The 18,091-nt window shown below is 30.9% G+C and carries 13 protein-coding genes and 1 pseudogene; 3 read left to right on the top strand and 11 right to left on the bottom strand.

Features of this window, described 5'->3' with window-relative positions; all coding sequences use genetic code 11:
- Positions 1 to 179 precede the first annotated feature (179 nt).
- Both HMPREF2629_RS10255 and HMPREF2629_RS10250 read right to left on the bottom strand, forming a co-directional pair.
- Positions 180 to 1,241 carry an alanine racemase gene (locus HMPREF2629_RS10255; RefSeq protein WP_017175374.1) on the bottom strand — a complete coding sequence of 354 codons (1,062 nt, stop codon included), beginning with the start codon at positions 1,239 to 1,241 and terminating at the stop codon, positions 180 to 182.
- Complete coding sequence (locus tag HMPREF2629_RS10250; protein ID WP_070813366.1) at positions 1,242 to 2,999, bottom strand: IucA/IucC family protein; 1,758 nt, start codon at positions 2,997 to 2,999, stop codon at positions 1,242 to 1,244. It lies immediately after the preceding gene.
- Positions 3,000 to 3,212: 213 nt separating this feature from the next.
- Between HMPREF2629_RS10250 and HMPREF2629_RS10245 the strand changes: the two genes are divergently transcribed.
- On the top strand, positions 3,213 to 5,156 hold the full coding sequence (locus tag HMPREF2629_RS10245; RefSeq protein ID WP_070813365.1) for an IucA/IucC family protein: 1,944 nt from the start codon (positions 3,213 to 3,215) through the stop codon (positions 5,154 to 5,156).
- A gap of 110 nt (positions 5,157 to 5,266) precedes the next feature.
- Here the strand turns inward: HMPREF2629_RS10245 and HMPREF2629_RS10240 are convergent, their stop codons facing one another.
- The 6 genes from HMPREF2629_RS10240 to HMPREF2629_RS10215 form a co-directional block, all read right to left on the bottom strand.
- Entirely contained in the window at positions 5,267 to 5,815 is a 549-nt protein-coding gene (locus HMPREF2629_RS10240; protein ID WP_002448598.1) for an Asp23/Gls24 family envelope stress response protein, read from the bottom strand.
- 78 nt (positions 5,816 to 5,893) lie between these two features.
- Positions 5,894 to 6,130, bottom strand: a complete 237-nt coding sequence (locus HMPREF2629_RS10235) for a DUF2273 domain-containing protein (protein WP_002448488.1) — start codon at positions 6,128 to 6,130, stop codon at positions 5,894 to 5,896.
- A 12-nt stretch (positions 6,131 to 6,142) separates the two neighbouring features.
- Positions 6,143 to 6,679 (bottom strand): alkaline shock response membrane anchor protein AmaP, encoded by a 537-nt coding sequence (amaP, locus tag HMPREF2629_RS10230; protein ID WP_002448415.1) that lies wholly within the window; start codon positions 6,677 to 6,679, stop codon positions 6,143 to 6,145.
- 181 nt (positions 6,680 to 6,860) lie between these two features.
- Positions 6,861 to 8,423: a BCCT family transporter gene (locus HMPREF2629_RS10225; RefSeq protein ID WP_061544505.1), complete on the bottom strand. Its 1,563-nt coding sequence runs from the start codon at positions 8,421 to 8,423 to the stop codon at positions 6,861 to 6,863.
- Between the two features lie 163 nt (positions 8,424 to 8,586).
- On the bottom strand, positions 8,587 to 9,600 hold the full coding sequence (locus tag HMPREF2629_RS10220) for a zinc-binding alcohol dehydrogenase family protein (protein ID WP_070813364.1): 1,014 nt from the start codon (positions 9,598 to 9,600) through the stop codon (positions 8,587 to 8,589).
- Between the two features lie 32 nt (positions 9,601 to 9,632).
- Positions 9,633 to 10,640 (bottom strand): NADP-dependent oxidoreductase, encoded by a 1,008-nt coding sequence (locus tag HMPREF2629_RS10215; protein WP_070813363.1) that lies wholly within the window; start codon positions 10,638 to 10,640, stop codon positions 9,633 to 9,635.
- A gap of 139 nt (positions 10,641 to 10,779) precedes the next feature.
- On the opposite strand from HMPREF2629_RS10215, the gene HMPREF2629_RS10210 reads away from it, so the two are divergent.
- Entirely contained in the window at positions 10,780 to 11,781 is a 1,002-nt protein-coding gene (locus HMPREF2629_RS10210; protein ID WP_070813362.1) for an LLM class flavin-dependent oxidoreductase, read from the top strand.
- A 570-nt stretch (positions 11,782 to 12,351) separates the two neighbouring features.
- On the opposite strand, the gene lacG is transcribed toward HMPREF2629_RS10210, so the two are convergent.
- Together lacG and HMPREF2629_RS10200 are read right to left on the bottom strand one after the other, a co-directional pair.
- Positions 12,352 to 13,764, bottom strand: a complete 1,413-nt coding sequence (lacG, locus tag HMPREF2629_RS10205; protein WP_025987241.1) for a 6-phospho-beta-galactosidase — start codon at positions 13,762 to 13,764, stop codon at positions 12,352 to 12,354.
- Positions 13,765 to 13,779: 15 nt separating this feature from the next.
- Positions 13,780 to 15,315 (bottom strand): annotated as a pseudogene (locus HMPREF2629_RS10200) (PTS lactose transporter subunit IIBC); the annotation flags it as partial.
- A gap of 304 nt (positions 15,316 to 15,619) precedes the next feature.
- Here HMPREF2629_RS10200 and HMPREF2629_RS10195 point away from each other — a divergent pair.
- On the top strand, positions 15,620 to 16,927 hold the full coding sequence (locus HMPREF2629_RS10195) for a TrkH family potassium uptake protein (RefSeq protein ID WP_070813360.1): 1,308 nt from the start codon (positions 15,620 to 15,622) through the stop codon (positions 16,925 to 16,927).
- Positions 16,928 to 17,086: 159 nt separating this feature from the next.
- On the opposite strand, the gene HMPREF2629_RS11200 is transcribed toward HMPREF2629_RS10195, so the two are convergent.
- Positions 17,087 to 17,257, bottom strand: a complete 171-nt coding sequence (locus HMPREF2629_RS11200) for a hypothetical protein (RefSeq protein WP_176746871.1) — start codon at positions 17,255 to 17,257, stop codon at positions 17,087 to 17,089.
- Between the last annotated feature and the right edge of the window lie 834 nt (positions 17,258 to 18,091).

The following is an 18,091-nucleotide window of genomic DNA, read 5'->3' as shown; positions in this document are numbered from 1 at the left end:
GTATTGAGGTATATCTTCATTTTATTGATAACGATTATCATTGTCAATAAAATATAAAAATAAAGATTGGCACAGAATTTATTTTGAATTCGTTGGCCCATCACGAAAACGTTGACTGCCAACGCCAACGCATAAAGAAATCTGAGACACTATTGATGTCTCAGATTCTATATAATGCGTTATTTGTTGTTGATATATTTTGATTGATTCAAATTGTTAATACGTTGAGAAATAGTATGTTCTTCACTATAATATTTTTCCATTCTCTGATGATACATTAGTTGTGATAGCGCTTCGTATTCTAATGAAAATGGTATGCAATCTCCTACTTTATAGTTAATTTCTTCTTTTAAATCTATCATTAAATGATCACTTGAAGCACCCATAATTTCTATTCGATGATTGAGTGGTTTTATTTTTTCAATCACAGTATCAATATATCCCACATCTACAATAGCTTGTAAGTAACTTTCTTTTGTCTTCGTATACCTAGGTTTAATTTCAATAATTTCCGCTTCAAGTAATATTGCATTTTGAAATAACTCGGGTATATTTTGATTAGTAGTTGTATCCACACCACGAAATAATGTTTCTCCTATTCTCAACTCATTAATACATCCTAAATCATATTGTTTTAATAATGGAAGCATACTTGAGTTACCTCCAGAAATAACTTCAAATGATACTCCTGTTTCGTATTGTACATGATGAACAAATTGATTTATTTCGTCGATATCATTTAATGTTGGAGCTTTAGACTTAAAACACATGAAATTAAATGCAAGACCTAAAAGTTTTATATTATTCATTAGTTTTATTTCATGAATATATTCAACTATATCATAAGGTAATACACCTTCACGTTGATCTTTCCAATCGACCATCAATATAACTTGATGTTGATTACTCATTTCATTTGCAATATGATTTAACTGATGTATTGTTGCCATTTCTGTTTGAATACTTACGTAACTCTTTTTAATCAAATCTTCATACTGATGCTTTAAAGGAGATCTCAAAAGTAAAAATTGACAATCTTTTGTAAATTGCTGAGGAATATTTTCTAGTCGAGATTCTGCAAAGTAGTTAAATCCTACTTTCATTAATCGTTTAATGATATGTTCATCTCCAGCAATACTTTTTATCACAGGTATCATGGCTATATTTTTGCTGTCAAACAACATTTTTAATACATGTGCATTATATTCAATCTTTGATAAATTGATTACAATACGAGACACTTAATTCACCTCTCTTTTTATTGGATTATCTAAACTAATATTCAGATATTTTTTCACTTTCTTTTTCATTCTCATTTTCAACAATGCTTTTACTGTAATTGTAGGTCCAAATAAAACTTTTCTTAATGTATCTGCATGAGGCTTAGTATCATTAATTGCTACTTCTATTTCTTCTTGAATTATATTAAAAAGTTCTTCTTCTTTTATAAATTCATACTTTTTAAAATGAAAAATTAATTCTGCTAGTTGATTTTGAACGACTGCGTGTTGAAATTTCATAATGACTTCTTCAATTGAGTCTGCAAGTAAACTTTTATTTTCCACTTCTATATGCTTTAATCTTTGACTTAGGGTTTTAATATCTATTCGAGAGCCACCGAGATCTCGCACTATAAATTGTATTTGATACTTTGGTCCTAAATGCACTAGTGTATTTTGCATATGTGCTTCTAAAGCTATACCATAATCTTGTATTAAAGCTAATAAAGGTGTTACCAGCTGACGAGTATAATTTCGCATAAACTGATGAATGGTATGTTGATTGATATCATCATTAATCCATTTAAGGTAACTATCTACTGTGATTTCATTATCTACTACATTTTTATTTACTAATGCACCTGTAACTAATAAAATACCATCGTTCTTTATAAAAGGCTTTTCACGAATAATACAAGCAAGTTGTCTAGCATCGTCACTATCTGTTTTAGCAAATAAACCATAGGGCTCAAGTACAACATCTAATTGTGTATACTGATTTAATTCACGATGTAATGCTTGACTTAATTTGGGTCCATCAATTGTTGTTTCTGGAGATACTGTCCTAACTGCACTAGTAGCTTGAACATTGACTGGTAATTTCACATGATAAGGATGATTGATTAGCGACATTGTTCTAAAAGAAGATGTTGCTTTAGATGGAACATGAAATGGAGTAGATATCAAAATGTGATTTTGTAGCCACTCCTTAAATTTATTACGAATAGTATGTTCATATTGCCATGGGTGAACTAAAATGACTTTATAGTCTTTAAGCAAACGTTCTCTATCATTCATGAATGTATGTAATTCATCAAGATATTCAGGAATAACCTCATTTAAAATGAACTGAGAATGATCAAGAATGGTTGTAACATTTACATACTCATTATGTATTAGCATCACTTTCAAATTAATAATCTTTTCAAATTCTGGCGAATAGGTTCTCACTTCTTCCATTGATAAAGGTAATTTTGTTTTAGTAAGTGGATGTGTAGGATGACCTTCAAATATTAAGCTTTCAGAATATAGTACGTCATCTATATCATTATTTTTTTTCAACTTTTCTAGCCAAGTAAAAAAATTTAAACGTTCTGAGTCATTTATATATTTATCATGTCTTTGAAGATACTCATGACGTGTATCAAATTCTTTATATACTTCAATGAAACTATCTCTGCTATGAATAAGTTCACTTTTTAAATGGAATGGAATATCAATATGAAAGTCTGTTACTAGTATGTCTAATAATTTTTCTAGACTATCCACTGATTCTTTATGTTGATGATTCATATATATTATCGGCCCATCAAATTCATATCGAGATAATGCACTTTCGTATTTATAATGAACGTTTAGAAGCACTTGTTCAAACTCAATCGTTATATAATGATTTTCTTTAAAAATGGTAGTTGAATGAGTCCATATATTTTCCTTTATTAGAGCATTTACTACTCTATATTGCATATTTCGATCTGCATGCTTCCACTCGTTTAACATTTTTAAATCCTCCGCCTTATCATTCGTTTTCATAATTAAGTTTAACTAGTTTAATAATTATAAATTTAATTAAGGTTACTAGCAATGACATGAACTTAGAATTTATTAAAATATTGTGTCTTAAATTTAAACTATCTTTTAAAAAGGTTTAATTTTAGAGTTAGATATTATACAAACTATTTATAATTTTGTAGAATGTGGATGAGGTGTTATATGAATAAAAATACAACCATTAATAATCATAACTTACAACTTACTAATGAAGAATATGATGTTTATACATATTTAAATGAATTTTATCCTGATTTAATCGATCATTTTAAACAATATATTTTAATAGGTAGAGATAAAATTTCTCAACGTCTTATTACATCTTTATATCGTGAAAACTTAATACACGCTAAAGATAATAGTCAGATTATTAGACCTAACAAATTAACCGTATCTATGTTTTCTAAAGATAAAGACGTATTATGTATTCATTTTCCAAAATCAAATATCGATATTTACAGTCAAATAAAAGGGAGATATGCCTTCGACCGGGTAGATGTGGAAGGTCCTTTTTATATCTTAAAACATCATAATCATGAATATGAAAGAATCCAACATCCAAATGATATTCTAGATTTAATTTTAGCTGAAGCGCCAAAACTTGATAACGCTGCTAGTGAACAGTTTAGAGAAGATTTAAATAATAGTGCTGCTAATATGATTCTGGCACTAAGTTATCAAGCTAAACATATGCATTCAAACTACGAGTCCTTATGGGAATTGATTGCAAAAAGTGACGATAGTTATTTACGTTCGGAACAATCAGTTATAGAAGGTCATCCCCTTCATCCAGGCGCAAAGCTTCGTAAAGGGATGAGTGCTAAAGAGAATATTCATTATAGTTCAGAATACGGTCAAGAAATCCAGTTAAAATGTGTATTCATACATAATAGTATAGCAAATGTTCAATCCTTATCTTCAACCTATAATGATATGCTTCAACAATCTTTTCATAAATTATTTACTCACCTTTTAAATAAATATAATGATATAAGAATTGAAGATTATCATTTAATGGTTGTCCATCCTTGGCAATTCGAACATATTTTACTTAGTCAATATCAACAAGAACTAGATGAACAACTTATTATTCCTATTGATATGACCTTACCTTATTATGCTGGCTTATCATTCAGAACATTAATGCCAAAATATCCTAAACTATTCCCGCATATTAAACTTTCTACAAATGTTCATATTACTGGAGAAATACGGACGCTTTCTGAACAAACAACGCATAATGGACCTTTAGTTACTAAAATTGTGAATGATATTTTAAAAAACGACCCTGATTTTCAACCTTATCGCATAGAAACATTAGATGAAATTGCTGGCATTCATTTTTATAATTCTAAAGATCATTCAACAATCCAAACTGAACGTAGTGAACAACTGGGAACATTATTTAGAGAAAATATTTATACATTAATCGAAGAAGATACAATACCTGTCATACCTTCTAGTCTGGTTGCTTATTATCCAAACAATACTGAACCGCCAATTGAAAGCTTAATAAAACGATATCAACATACACATCAATTTAAGACATTTGAAAAAGCAGCTTATGCATGGATTCAAGATTATGCGACTCAATTATTAGGACTAGTTATTCCACTATATGTAAAATATGGAATCGCACTAGAGGCACATTTACAAAATTCTATTGCTACATTTAATCAAGATGGTAGTTTAAGTAAAATCTATATTCGAGATTTCGAAGGATTACGTATTGATGAAACTCAATTAAACCAAATGGGGTATAAAACATCACATTTCCATAAGAAATCTAGAATTCTTACTCAATCTACTGCATCTGTTTTTAATAAAGTATTCTATTCAACTGTTCAAAATCATCTAGCTGAATTAATATTAACAATTACTGAAAAAGTAGAAAATACGAATTTTGAAAAAATAATGTGGCATTATATCAGTCATATTATTCAAGATATATTAGCTAAGTTGACTGATGTTGATACAGGACGTATGCAAAAGATTACTCATACTTTATTTGCTGCAACAATTGATTATAAGTGTGTAACCACTATGCGTTTAGAAGATGAAGCACATCATTACACTTATATTAAAGTTAATAATCCACTACATTAAAATTAAGAAGCGGAATAACATTCAAATTGAATGTTATTCCGTCTCTTGTTAAAAAATGATATTAACCATAAAAAGACCTTGGAACATTCCAAGGTCTTTTTTCAATAAGCTTATTGTAAATCTGATCTTTCGAAATTATTATTGTTGTTATTATTGTTATTGTTGTTGTTATTTTTTTGGTTTTTTTGTGCCCATTCTTTTTTAGTCATTACGTCATCAACTTGCATGTTAACTTCAACAACATCTAAACCAGTAATGTATTTAACTTGTTCTTTAACTAAGTCAGTTACTTTACGGAAGATTTTTGGAGCTGATTCGCCGTATTCTAAGATTACTTTTAAGTCTACAGCCGCTTGTTTTTCACCAACTTCAACAGAAACGCCTTGTGTTACGTTGTTACCGCTTGAGAATGCACTAGAAATACTGTCAGTGAATCCGCCTTTCATATCTAAGATACCTCTTACTTCACGAGCAGCGATACCAGCAATTTTTTCGATAACTTCATCAGAGAACGTTAATTTATTTTCAAAATGTTGTTGATTATTTTGACGTTCTTCTCTGTATTGTTGTGCTTGTTCTTGACGTTCTTCTCTTTCTTTTTCATTTACTCCAGTTTGGTTATTATACGCTTGTTTAGCTTTGTTATTATCTACAGCCATGTGAATTCTCCTTTTTAAATAAAATTTAATTTTTAATACTTAATTTTTTAATTTATATGAATTCTTAAATAATGAATGTTAACTCCATCGATTTAAGAAGTTCATGAAATCTTGCGTACGGTCTTTCATATACCCAACGCCAATTCCGATTAAACATAAAACAATAATTAAAATTGTTTTCCAGAACCCTAAAGTCAGGAATAAGATTGCAATAATTAAGAATGCAAAGAAACCTATAATTCGCCATTTATACGACTTTAGGAAGTCGATAATTTGTTGAGTAGAATCTTGACTATTTTGATTATTATCAGCCATGTTATCCCTCCCTTATAGTACGCGTTGTCCGGCAGATTTTTGATCTCTAACATTAATTTCTAATTTTCTAACAGGCATTTCAGTAAAATGCTCAACATTATGTTTAATGTCAGATCTAATGCTTTCAGTTAATGATTTTACTTGCACATCATTAGGTACTAAGAAATCAGCTTTAATATCAATGTAAGAATTGTTTTTCTTATTGTAAAGTTTAGTAACCACGTTTGGTTGTCTGATTTCATCGTATTTAGTTAATGTATCGTATGCAGACTTTTCGACTGCTTTACGTGATACATAAATATGTCCATCATTATAATCTTTATAAAGACCTGGTTTTCTATATGTTGGTTTAAAGATGCTAAATACCAATATAATACCAATTAATACGAGTAAAGCAGATAAACCAATTAATAGTGGTTGGAACCAATTGAATTGTAAGAAATAGTCTTGATAACGCTTAATACGACTATCATCTATGTACATAAACAATAAGAAACCAACAATCGCAACTATTAATAGGCCAAGGATAAAGTTTTTAAATCTATGCACCTCTAAACACACCTCCTTAGTCATTGTTGAAATTATTTAATTATAAAATTTAAGTACCCTTTAAAAAATTTTTAAAACGTTAACATTAAAATTTTTTATTTAATTTTTTTAAATTTATTAAAGTTTACCTTCTAGATTAAATATTCCCAAATTTAACACAATAAAAACCTATTTTTCATAATTATTTTCGTTTTTTTATATTATTCGTTTTTTTGTATTTTAAATTATCTTTTTTCATTAAAACATCTTTCTTTGATACCCGCGGATGATCTGAACTCAACGTTTTAAATAAAGACCATATCATAAGAATAATAACTACGGAAAATGGGAGTGCTGCAATAATTAATAAGTTCTGAATTGCTTGTGTTCCTCCGGTGTAAATCATTATCATCGCAAATAAGGCCATAATAATACCCCAACTTACTTTAACGAAAGAGTTAGGATTAATATCTCCTTTACTACTTAACATTCCAAGTACATAAGTAGCCGAATCTGCAGAAGTTACAAAGAAAATCATAACAACGATTAAAGTAACAATACTTAATACAAATCCCAATGGAAAATGCTCTAAAGTGGCAAATGTTGCAGTTTCTGCTGCTTCTTTAGCAATATTAGCAATTCCACTATGCTGAAGATACACTGCTGCTCCTCCGAACACTGCAAAGAAAAAGAAAGATACAAGAGCTGGAGCAAATAACACTCCTAAAATAAATTCTTTAATTGTTCTACCACGTGATACACGTGCAATGAATATTCCTACAAATGGTGCCCAAGACACCCACCATGCCCAGTAAAATATAGTCCAATTTTGTACCCATTGAAATTTTGCGCCACCATCCATTGGAATACGCAAACTCATACTAAAGAAATTAAAAATATAATTTCCTAATCCGTTAGTAAATATATTTAAAATATATAAAGTAGGTCCTACTAGAAATAATCCTATTAATACAATAAAAGCTAAAATCATATTAATATTACTTAAAGTTTTTATTCCCTTATCAATTCCGGACCATGCAGACCAACTAAATAAAATAGTTGCAATAATAATAATGATGACTTGTGTGCCGAAATGACTCGGTACTTTAAACAAGTAGTGAAGACCTTCATTAATTTGTAAAGCACCAAAACCTAAGGTAGCTGCTACACCTGTAACCGTTGCAATAACAGCTAAAACATCTATAGCACTTCCGATTGGTCCTCTCATTCTTTTTTCTCCAAAAATTGGAACAAGCGTTGCGCTTACTAAACCTGGATACCCTTTATGAAAATTAAAATAAGCAAAAACTAATGCAACAATGCTATACACTGCCCACGCATGAATTCCCCAATGGAAGAAAGCAAACTGGAACGCATCATTAATTGCTGCTTGTGTACCAATTTTATGTATAGGCGTTGCTTTATAGGCATGACTAACTGGCTCAGCTGTAGTCCAAAACACTAATCCTATTCCCATTCCTGCACTGAACAACATAGCAAACCAAGAAAGTAATGAAAATTCTGGCTCTTCTCCTTCCACACCTAACGTAATGGATGCATATCTTGAAAATAATAAGTATACGCAAATAAAAAATATAATTAAAACTAGTAAAAGATAATACCAAGAAAAATTAACTGCAATAAACGATGTAATATTTTGCGTGATTGCTTCTAATTGCTTAGGTAATATCGCTCCATACACTACAAATAATGTACAGATAGCTAATGCAATCCAAAATACAATGCTTATAGATTTTTTTCGCATTATATTATTCTCCTTTCTGATAGTTAGAAATTCTATACCCTATTCATGTTATATCTAACGATATATTGGAATTTTTATAATTAATCAAATTGATATATTATAAAATAATAAAAACGCCTCTTAATGTCTTATTTATAGACACTAAGAGGTGTTAAATCATTCTCTATTCTTCTACATTTATAACAAGTTTTCCTATCATGGAATTGGATTCTAATATTTGATGTGCTTCATATAAATGTTCTGCTGTTAAGCCATTGATGACTTTTGTCGTTGTATTTTGATACGTACCATTCTCAATTTTTTTAGCAATATCCTCTAAATAATAATGATGTTTAATCATGTCTTCTGTTTGAAAAACAGGTCTTGTAAACATAAATTCATGTGTAAAGGAAACACTTTTTGTTTTTAATAAATTTAAATCTTGTGATCCTTTAAAAGCTACAATCGTAGCAACATGTCCTCTTGGTTTCACTATATCTATCATTGTTTCATAATACATGTCTGTATCAAACGTGCAAAATACGAAATCTACCGCTTCAATGTGCTGTTGTTCTAATTGAGATTTTAAATCTTCTTTATGATTGAGTACGATATCTGCCCCCATCTTTTTTGACCAATCGATTGTTTCTTGACGTGACGCAGTTGTAATGACTTTTAGACCATATGCCTTAGCAATTTGAGTCGTAATGCTTCCAACACCACCTGCGCCATTGATAATAAGTAATGTTTTCCCTTTATTTTGATTTGGATTCTCTGAAATTTTAAACACATCAAATAAAGTTTCTGACGCTGTAATACCAGTTAACGGAAGACTAGCAGCTTGTTCTGCCGAAAGATTTTTAGGTGCTTTTGCGACTAATCGTTCATCAATAAGTTGATATTCCTGATTTGAACCATGTTGATTAGGCGCACCAGAATAAAATACAATATCGCCTTCCTTAAACATTGTAACCTCTGTTCCAGTTTTTTGAACCGTCCCTACTGCATCAAAACCTAAAATTCTCGGAGAATTTTTAACTTCAGTAAGGCGTTGTTTTGTATCAACCGGATTTACACTTATACTTTGTATTTTAACAAGCAACTCTCTAGAAGATGGCTGGGGCATATCTAATTCAAATGGTTCAAATACATTTCCTTCTTCTAATTTAAATGGTTGTTTAAATCCTATAGCTTTCATAAGTATATACCTACCTTTTACTGAATTTTAAATTATACATTCTCTGACACTTTAACGATCTGTTTGCCAAAGTTTTCACCTGTAAATAAGTTTCTGAACGCTTTTGGTAAATATTCAAATCCTTCTTCTATAGATACTTTTGTTTTAATTTTTCCTTCTTGTATCCACGTTGCCAGTTCTTTACTTGCATGTTCAAAGTCATCGGAAAATTCCGCTACCAAGAAACCACGCATCAGTGCTTGATGTTTAATTAATGTGCTTTGTACACGTGGACCTTTTTCTTGTTCAGTATTATTATAATTAGAAATCGTACCGCAAACAGGAATACGTGCATGACGGTTGAGATGTTTCATAACTTCATCGGCTATTGTGCCACCTACATTTTCAAAATAAACATCTACGCCATTCGGTACGGCTTTTGCTAATACTTCTGCAAAATCATCCTTTTTATAATCAATGCCTGCATCAAAACCCAATTCTTCTGTTAGATAATTCACTTTTTTATCTCCACCAGCTATACCTACTACTGTAGCACCTTTGATTTTAGCAATTTGACCAACCACAGCACCTACTGCACCAGAAGCTGCTGAAACTACTACAGTGTCGCCTTCTTTTGGTTGACCAATCTCTAATAAACCGTGATAAGCTGTTTGACCTGTCATACCTAACGTACTTAAATATAAATAAAGTGGTACATCTGTATTAGATATTTTACTTACATTCTCTTCATTTACTGTATTAATACGCTTCCATGGTAACATACCTACAATAATGTCATCTTCATTAAATTTTTCAGAATTTGATTTAATAATTTTGCCTACAATGTGACTTTGAATAGGTTCGCCAATTTTAAAAGGCTCCACATAAGAATCAGCTTGAGTCATTCTTCCACGCATATATGGATCGACAGATATATATAAAGATTCAATTTGAATTTCATTTTCTTTCGGATCAACTATGTCAATATTTTCATATTTAAATGTATCATCTTGGGGCATACCTTCAGGATATTTTGCTAATAAAACTTGCTCATTATTCATTATAAAAGACTCCTTTCAGTATTCAAAAACAGTGTCATATCACAAACAATTTTATCGCAATTCAACTGCTTTCACTTTATAATGTCTAGTATGATAACACTTAATACTTTATTATACCAAGCAAAGTGAGGTCTTAAACTTGAAATTAAGTATCTTAGACTATGTACCACTCTTTGAAGGTGATACACCACAAGAAGCTTTAAATCATTCAATTGAACTTGCTCAACTATCAGAGAAACTTGGTTATGCACGTTATTGGGTAGCAGAACATCATCAAGTTCCTTCTGTTGTATCAAGCGCTCCTGAAATCGTAATGGCTATGTTACTTGAACATACACACTCTATTCATATTGGAAGTGGCGGTGTGATGCTCCCCCATTATAGTGCTTACAAAGTTGCAGAACAATTTAAAATTATGGAAGTCAAACATCCTGGCCGAATTGATATGGGAATTGGGCGATCTCCTAGCTTCAAAAATGTAAACGAAGCGCTAAATGAATTTAAAACTCAAAAACCCAAACTATCTCAACAAATAGATGATTTGAACAAATACTTTACGAATGACACTATTCATTCACATCGTTTCAAAACTTTAGAAGCCACTCCATACACAGAGCATTCACCTGAGATGTTTATTTTAGGAATGAGTGAACAAAGTGCTGAGCTTGCCGCAAAAAAAGGCTTACCTTTTGTGATTGCTCATATGGGTCAATCGCACGCAAATTTAACACATGTCATTCAACATTATAAATCGCGTTTTACAGAGTATCATGGTCATTCGCATTCACCCTATATTATTTTAGCTACTTTTGTCGTTACGGCAGAAAATGAATTAATGATTAAGCAATTAGTAGATGCATTAAATTTGTGGTTAATACGTATTAACTATCTTAAACAACCTAAAGTATATCCTTCTATTGAAACAGCACAGCAACGCCATTATTCTGAAAGAGATCAAGAAAAAATAGAAAAAAATAAACGTCGAATGATTAGTGGCTTACCACATGAAGTAGCTCAGCAGTTAATACAATTACAAAACAAATTTGAAGTCGATGAAATCATGATTCTTCCTAATGTATACGGACATACTCATCGAACTAAATTAATTGAACTTATAGCTCATGCTTGTCTAGATAATTAGGAGAGTCAGTATTATGAATGCTCCTAATTTTTATTTGTTTCATAAACTTTAATGTTTTCATTTGCAACATCTTTATTTTCATGAAGTTGGCTATGTTGAGTCGTTGATTCTATATATTAAGAATTTTTATACATTTTTGGACTTGCTTCTAACAAAGATTTTAATGGCCAAGACGAGCTATTAGATACTTTAACGTCAAAATGCATACCATTTTAATTATCTTCATAAATGTTTAAATCTTCTATTTGTTTACCTTTATAAATAGTTTTTAATCCAAGTCACTTTTTATCATCTTCACTCATTTTGTTTGGTTTGCCATTTTGATCAACTTGAATTTCATTCACCTTTTCATTTAAATTAAGAACGCCATTATATGTTCTAACAATATTGACTTCTTTTTTAGTGTCAGAAATGGTGGATGATTACCATCATTTTTCATAAAATACGTGAAAGATAAATACTCTATAGAATGTACGAGAAAATTATACTCCTTATTTTTTAATACTAGTATCTCAATAAAATAAGAAACAGGACAGAAATGAAAATTTCTGTCCTGTCAAATTTATAAAATTACTTAATTTCTTTAGATTCAGCTAATGCTTTATACCAATATGCACTTTTTTTCGGATAACGTTCTTGTGTGTCAAAATCAACGTAGAATAGACCGTAACGTTTTTCATAACCATTAGACCATGAGAACACATCCATAAGTGACCATAAGAAATAGCCTTTTACATTGGCACCATCACGTATCGCATCAGCAATGACTTCAAGATGTTTTTTAACATAGTCGATACGTGCATCATCATCAACTGTCTTACGTTCTTCGTCGAATTCATCTTTATAACCAAGTCCGTTTTCAGTAACATAAATTTTGTGATAGTTAGGATAATCTTTTATAACACGCATAATTTGATCATAAAGACCTTGTGGATAAATCATCCAATCCCAATCAGTACGAGGAACATCTATGTCAAATTCACGTTGTCCTACACCTTTAAGTTGATACTTAGAGCCACCTTTATCTCCAGTAGCATTGTGTGTAATTTCTGATTCTCCTTCATATCCTCTCATCCAATCACTCATATAGTAATTGATACCTAAGAAGTCATTTAAATCTTTTGCAGCATCTAATGTAGCATAATCTTCATCGGTAATATCTAATTTACCGCCATTGACAGAAAGAATATGTTGTACACCTTCCATAGTTTCACGAGAATATTTTCCTAAATATGTTGCATCTAAGATAAATTTATTATGAATAATATCTTCAAGTTCTGCTGCTCTTACATCTTCCGGATTTGAAGGATCATATGGATACTTAGTTGGTAATGCATGAACTACTCCAATTTCCCCATTATATCCATTATCTTTAAATAATTTAACTGCTTTTGCATGTGCGACCATCATATTATGATGAGATTGGAATACTTTTGCAAAATCATATTTAATTCCTGGTGGGAATTTACCGACTAAATACTGGCCATCACCAATAGGACCAATTTCATTAAAAGTAGTCCAATAGTTGACTTCAGTAAATTCTTCAAAGCAGAATTTTGCATAGTCTACAAAATAATCAATCGTTTTACGGTTTAAGAAATCTCCATCACTGTGAAGTGTTTCTGGAGTATCAAAATGATGTAATGTAACAAACGGTTCAACGTGTCGTTTATGACACTCTTTAAATAAATTGTGATAGAATTCTACACCTTTTTGATTAACTTCTCCATAACCTGTTGGAAAAATTCTTGACCACGCGATAGATATACGGATACCATTAACACCAAATTTTTCACTTAATTCTAAATCAACTGGATATTTATGATAAAAGTCACTTGCAGGTTCAGCTGTATACCAATAGTTTTCTTCTAGATAAGTGTCCCAGGCTACACGACCTTTTCCGTCTGTTTGAGTCGCACCTTCTGCTTGATAAGCTGCTGTTGCACCACCGAAAATAAAATCTTCTGGTAATTTTTTCATTATACTTTCATCTCCTAATTATTTTTCAAATTGTTGTTGAACGAAGTCTAATGCTGCTTTGCCATCACGAGTTAAGTTAATGTATTCAACACCTTGAGTTTTTGCTAATTTAATACCTAATCGATCTGTATCTTGTTTTATATCTTCATAGTTAGAAGCAACTTGAGGCGCTAAAATAATTAATTGATAGTCTTTCATAATATCCATATGTGCACCATAACCACCAGCTGCCGCTTTTACAGGTACCTGATATTCTTCAGCAGCCTTGTTTAACGCATTTGCAAGTAATCCACTTGTACCGCCACCGGCACATAAGACTAAAACGTTAGTTTGTTCGTTAATTGAATTTGATGACTCTTTAGCCGATACTTCCTCATCGGAAGGTGCTGGTTCAGTTGTTATCGCTTCATTTGCACCAGCAGTTGCTAAAATTGCATCTGCTTTTTTCGTATCAAAGTTTGCTGATACTTTTTCTTTTAATTCATTATTTACTTCTTTATTGCCTCGTTCTTCTTCAAGAATTTGTTCATCATATACTTTTAAAAATGGATAATAAATCATAACGTCAACTACGATTAATACAATCGCTAACACAAATGACCAAAAAGCAAAGCCTGTACCCATCACAATACCAAGAGGCCCTGGTGTCGTCCATGGTAAGAAGATGCTAAAACTATTCATTTTAAGTACATCAACAAAGAATTTAAAGATCCATACGTTTACTATTGGTGCAAAAATAAATGGTATGAAAAATACTGGATTTAATACGAGTGGTGCACCAAATAAAATTGGTTCATTTACTCCAAAGAATGTTGGTACAACCGATGCTCTACCAATGGCTTTATTTCTTTTTGATTTAGTTAACCACATAAACATAAATGGTACGACTAATGTAGCACCGGTACCCCCCATAGTTGCAACGAACATTTGTGTACCAGGTGTAATAATTTTATCTGCATGTTCTCCTGCTTGAATCAAATTTAAGTTTGTTTCAAGATTTGCATAAGTAATTGCAGCAATTGCTGGTTCAACAATAGATGGACCATGTATACCTACAAACCAGAAGAATGCGAAAGCACCGAAGATAAGTGTGACACCAATCCAGCCATCTGCCGCAGTAAATAATGGTTCAAAGATTTTTAATACGGCGTTCGCTACATTTGTATGAATAAATGTTCTTGATAATAAATCTAATGCATAAATAATGATAATAACCGCTGACAACGGGAAGATATCTTTAAATACCTGGGAAATATTTGGTGGTACTTCTTTAGGCATTTTTATTGTAATATTTCTTTTAATAAAGAAATTATAAACAATTACGGTAATAAAGGCTGAAATAAAGGCTGTTAATAATCCTTTTGTGCCCATAAATGCACTTAAAAATCCACCCTCTTTAATAGGATCTGCTGCTAAGAATAAAAATCCACTCATCGCAGCCATCATTGTAGAAATAAAGTTAATTTGATTGGTTTTATCTAATTTCCTGTTGTAGGAATCGGTTAAAGACTTAGCTGTTGTTCCAGCTACAATCAAACCAACAATTCCCATGGTTTAGTTTGTACTTTTTATATGTATTTCTAACTGTTTATAAACGTTGATATATCAGTGTTTTATAGATACAACTTTATTATAGATTGCTATTATTTTTTAAATAACGTATTCAAAACGTATTCAAAATAAAAAACGCCACTTCAAAAGTGACACTTTAAAATTATATTTACTTGTCCGTATGTTAAAAATCGTAATTATGTATTAAATCTTTTCACCTTCGGAATGGTAGGTATTATATTTTATTTTTTATCTATGATATTATCAGTTTATTGAAATAGACTATTTGACTATTGGAGTATAAATCATGAATAAAGCTAATAAATCTTTGTACTTTTACCTAATGCTTTTTTTATCTACAACACTTATAGGCGCTATTTTACTTTATTTACCCTATACTGGTAAAAAGCCTATAAATTTTATAGATGCTCTATTTATTGCTTCTAGTGCATTTACTGTTACTGGATTATCTCCAACTGATATAGGATCTCAGTTTAACGTACTTGGAGAAATAGTTATATTACTGTTAATACAAATCGGTGGTCTTGGTATTGTGACAGTAACAATGCTCGCATTTATATTCTTAAATAAAAAGGTTTCAATGCAAAATAGATTTTTAATTATGGTGACATGGAATATAGATGAAGCTGGAGGGATTATAAAACTAATTAAGCATTTAGCAATTTATAGTTTTCTTACAGAGTTAATAGGTGCATTATGTTTAAGTCTGTCATTTATACCTAAATTTGGAGTTGGGCGTGGTTTATTCTTAAGTTTATTTACTGCTGTATCAGCTTTTAATAATGCTGGTTTTGCCTTATTCAAAAATAATCTAATAGACTTTTCTAACGACCCAGTCATCATCATCACCATAACTTTTTTAATAGTTCTAGGTGGATTAGGTCACTTTGTAATTGTTGATTTAATTAACTGCAAAAAAATTAATAGACTTTCATTTCATTCAAAAGTAGTTCTATCAACTACCTGTATTTTAATTATTTTTGGTACTATACTATTCTTTTTATTAGAACAATCCAATACTTTAAATAATATGGGATTGATTGAGAAATTAGGTAATGCCTTATTCCAATCTGTAACGACAAGAACAGCTGGTTTTAATAGTATTGATATGGGCAATATTAAAACTCCTACTGCTTTATTATTAATGATGCTTATGTTTATTGGTGGTGCCCCTCTCAGTGCTGCTGGAGGTATTAAAGTAACAACGTTTGCGATAGTTTTTATTTATGTATTAAATACTATACGTAAAGAAAATAACATTTCTTTGTTCAATAGAGATTTAGCTGATAAACATATTAAACTATCTGTTGTAACAGTAAATATTTCTATAATTTTCATTTTAGCTACTACCTTCTTATTAACTATTATTAATCCGAATGTACCACTAATTAAAATATTGTTCGAGGTTGTATCAGCTTTTGGTACAGTGGGTTTAAGTATGAATTTTACTTCCGAATACCATGGTATAACTGAACTTATTATTATAGTTGTGATGCTTTGCGGTAAGGTCGGATTGTTAACTATGTCTAGAGCGTTTATACCACCTAAATCCTCTAAGAAATATAGCTTCCCAAAAGGGAATATTCATATATAAAAAGTAAAGCCTTATCTATATACAAGAATAGAAAGGCTTTTTTTATAAAGTTTTACTAACGCTTTATAATTATTTTAATTTTAAAGATTTTTAGGGTATTCTGCGAAGCATAGCCCCTTTAAACCACATTGCTAAATCGACAAGCTGGTTACTAAATTTTTATATTTTCTCTTTATAATAAACTTCTGCAATATTTAAGAATAAATATGATTGTCTCTTTATCTCAATAATATCTATACTACAATACGATTTAACTTTATTTATCTTCTTTTCTAGCTTAGAAACTGAAAATGCTCTAATCTTATGTACTTTTAACAACCGATTAGCCATATTATTCCCCCTACTGTCCTTTTGCTTATTTCTACCCTATCTATTTAATCACGTAAACAATATAATTTTTTAATAGAGTGTAGTCCTAATTTAGGACTGCACCCGTGTATTAACATATGCTTAAATTGGAAATGTGTCTATGTATCGAAGCGGTTGTTGTATTCACTTACCCTAACGTCGCAAGTTGTGACACATGGGGGAACGTTTTGTTCACTCATCTATGGGGTAGTGTTTCACGACCTCATGAATAAAGGGGGGAACGTTTCGTTCACTCCTTACTTAGATCAACCAATAAAGGGCGTCGTGTTTTCCTACTCCCTTTTATACATGACCGAACGAATTATTCATGCAGTTACCGTCACGAATGGTTACGGCAGTGTATAGTAAAATGTATGTCTATTAAGTGAAGTAGATGTATGTTAAAATAACTCGTAGTTAACATTGCTTTCATTGAAACTTAGTCTTACTAGTCATGTACTAGTGAGGCTTTTTTCATATACAAAAAGGGGCTTTATGCCCCTAAAGAATTATGCTATTTGAAAGCTTTTAAAGTGTCGAGATTGCCTAAACATACAGTATTTTCAATGGAAAGGAAATACTTAGTGGAAAGGAAAGAGTCGCCAGTTAGACAATCTCAATTATTATTATTACACACTAATTTTTATTTAGCCATACTATTATAATAAAAATGTTTCACTCCTTACTTTTCATCTGCACTCTCACTTAGTCCGTCATAAGCTAAGTTGAGAGTGCTTTTTTACGCAAAAAAGAAGCTAACCAATTAAGGTTAGCCCCATTGTAGTTGAGATAGAGTAAAAACTCTATATGTACGTA

The organism is Staphylococcus sp. HMSC034C12, assembly GCF_001835895.1.
Taxonomy (GTDB): domain Bacteria; phylum Bacillota; class Bacilli; order Staphylococcales; family Staphylococcaceae; genus Staphylococcus; species Staphylococcus hominis.
The sequence above is the reverse complement of the archived record's forward strand: the minus strand, read 5'-3'. Positions and strand labels throughout refer to the sequence as shown.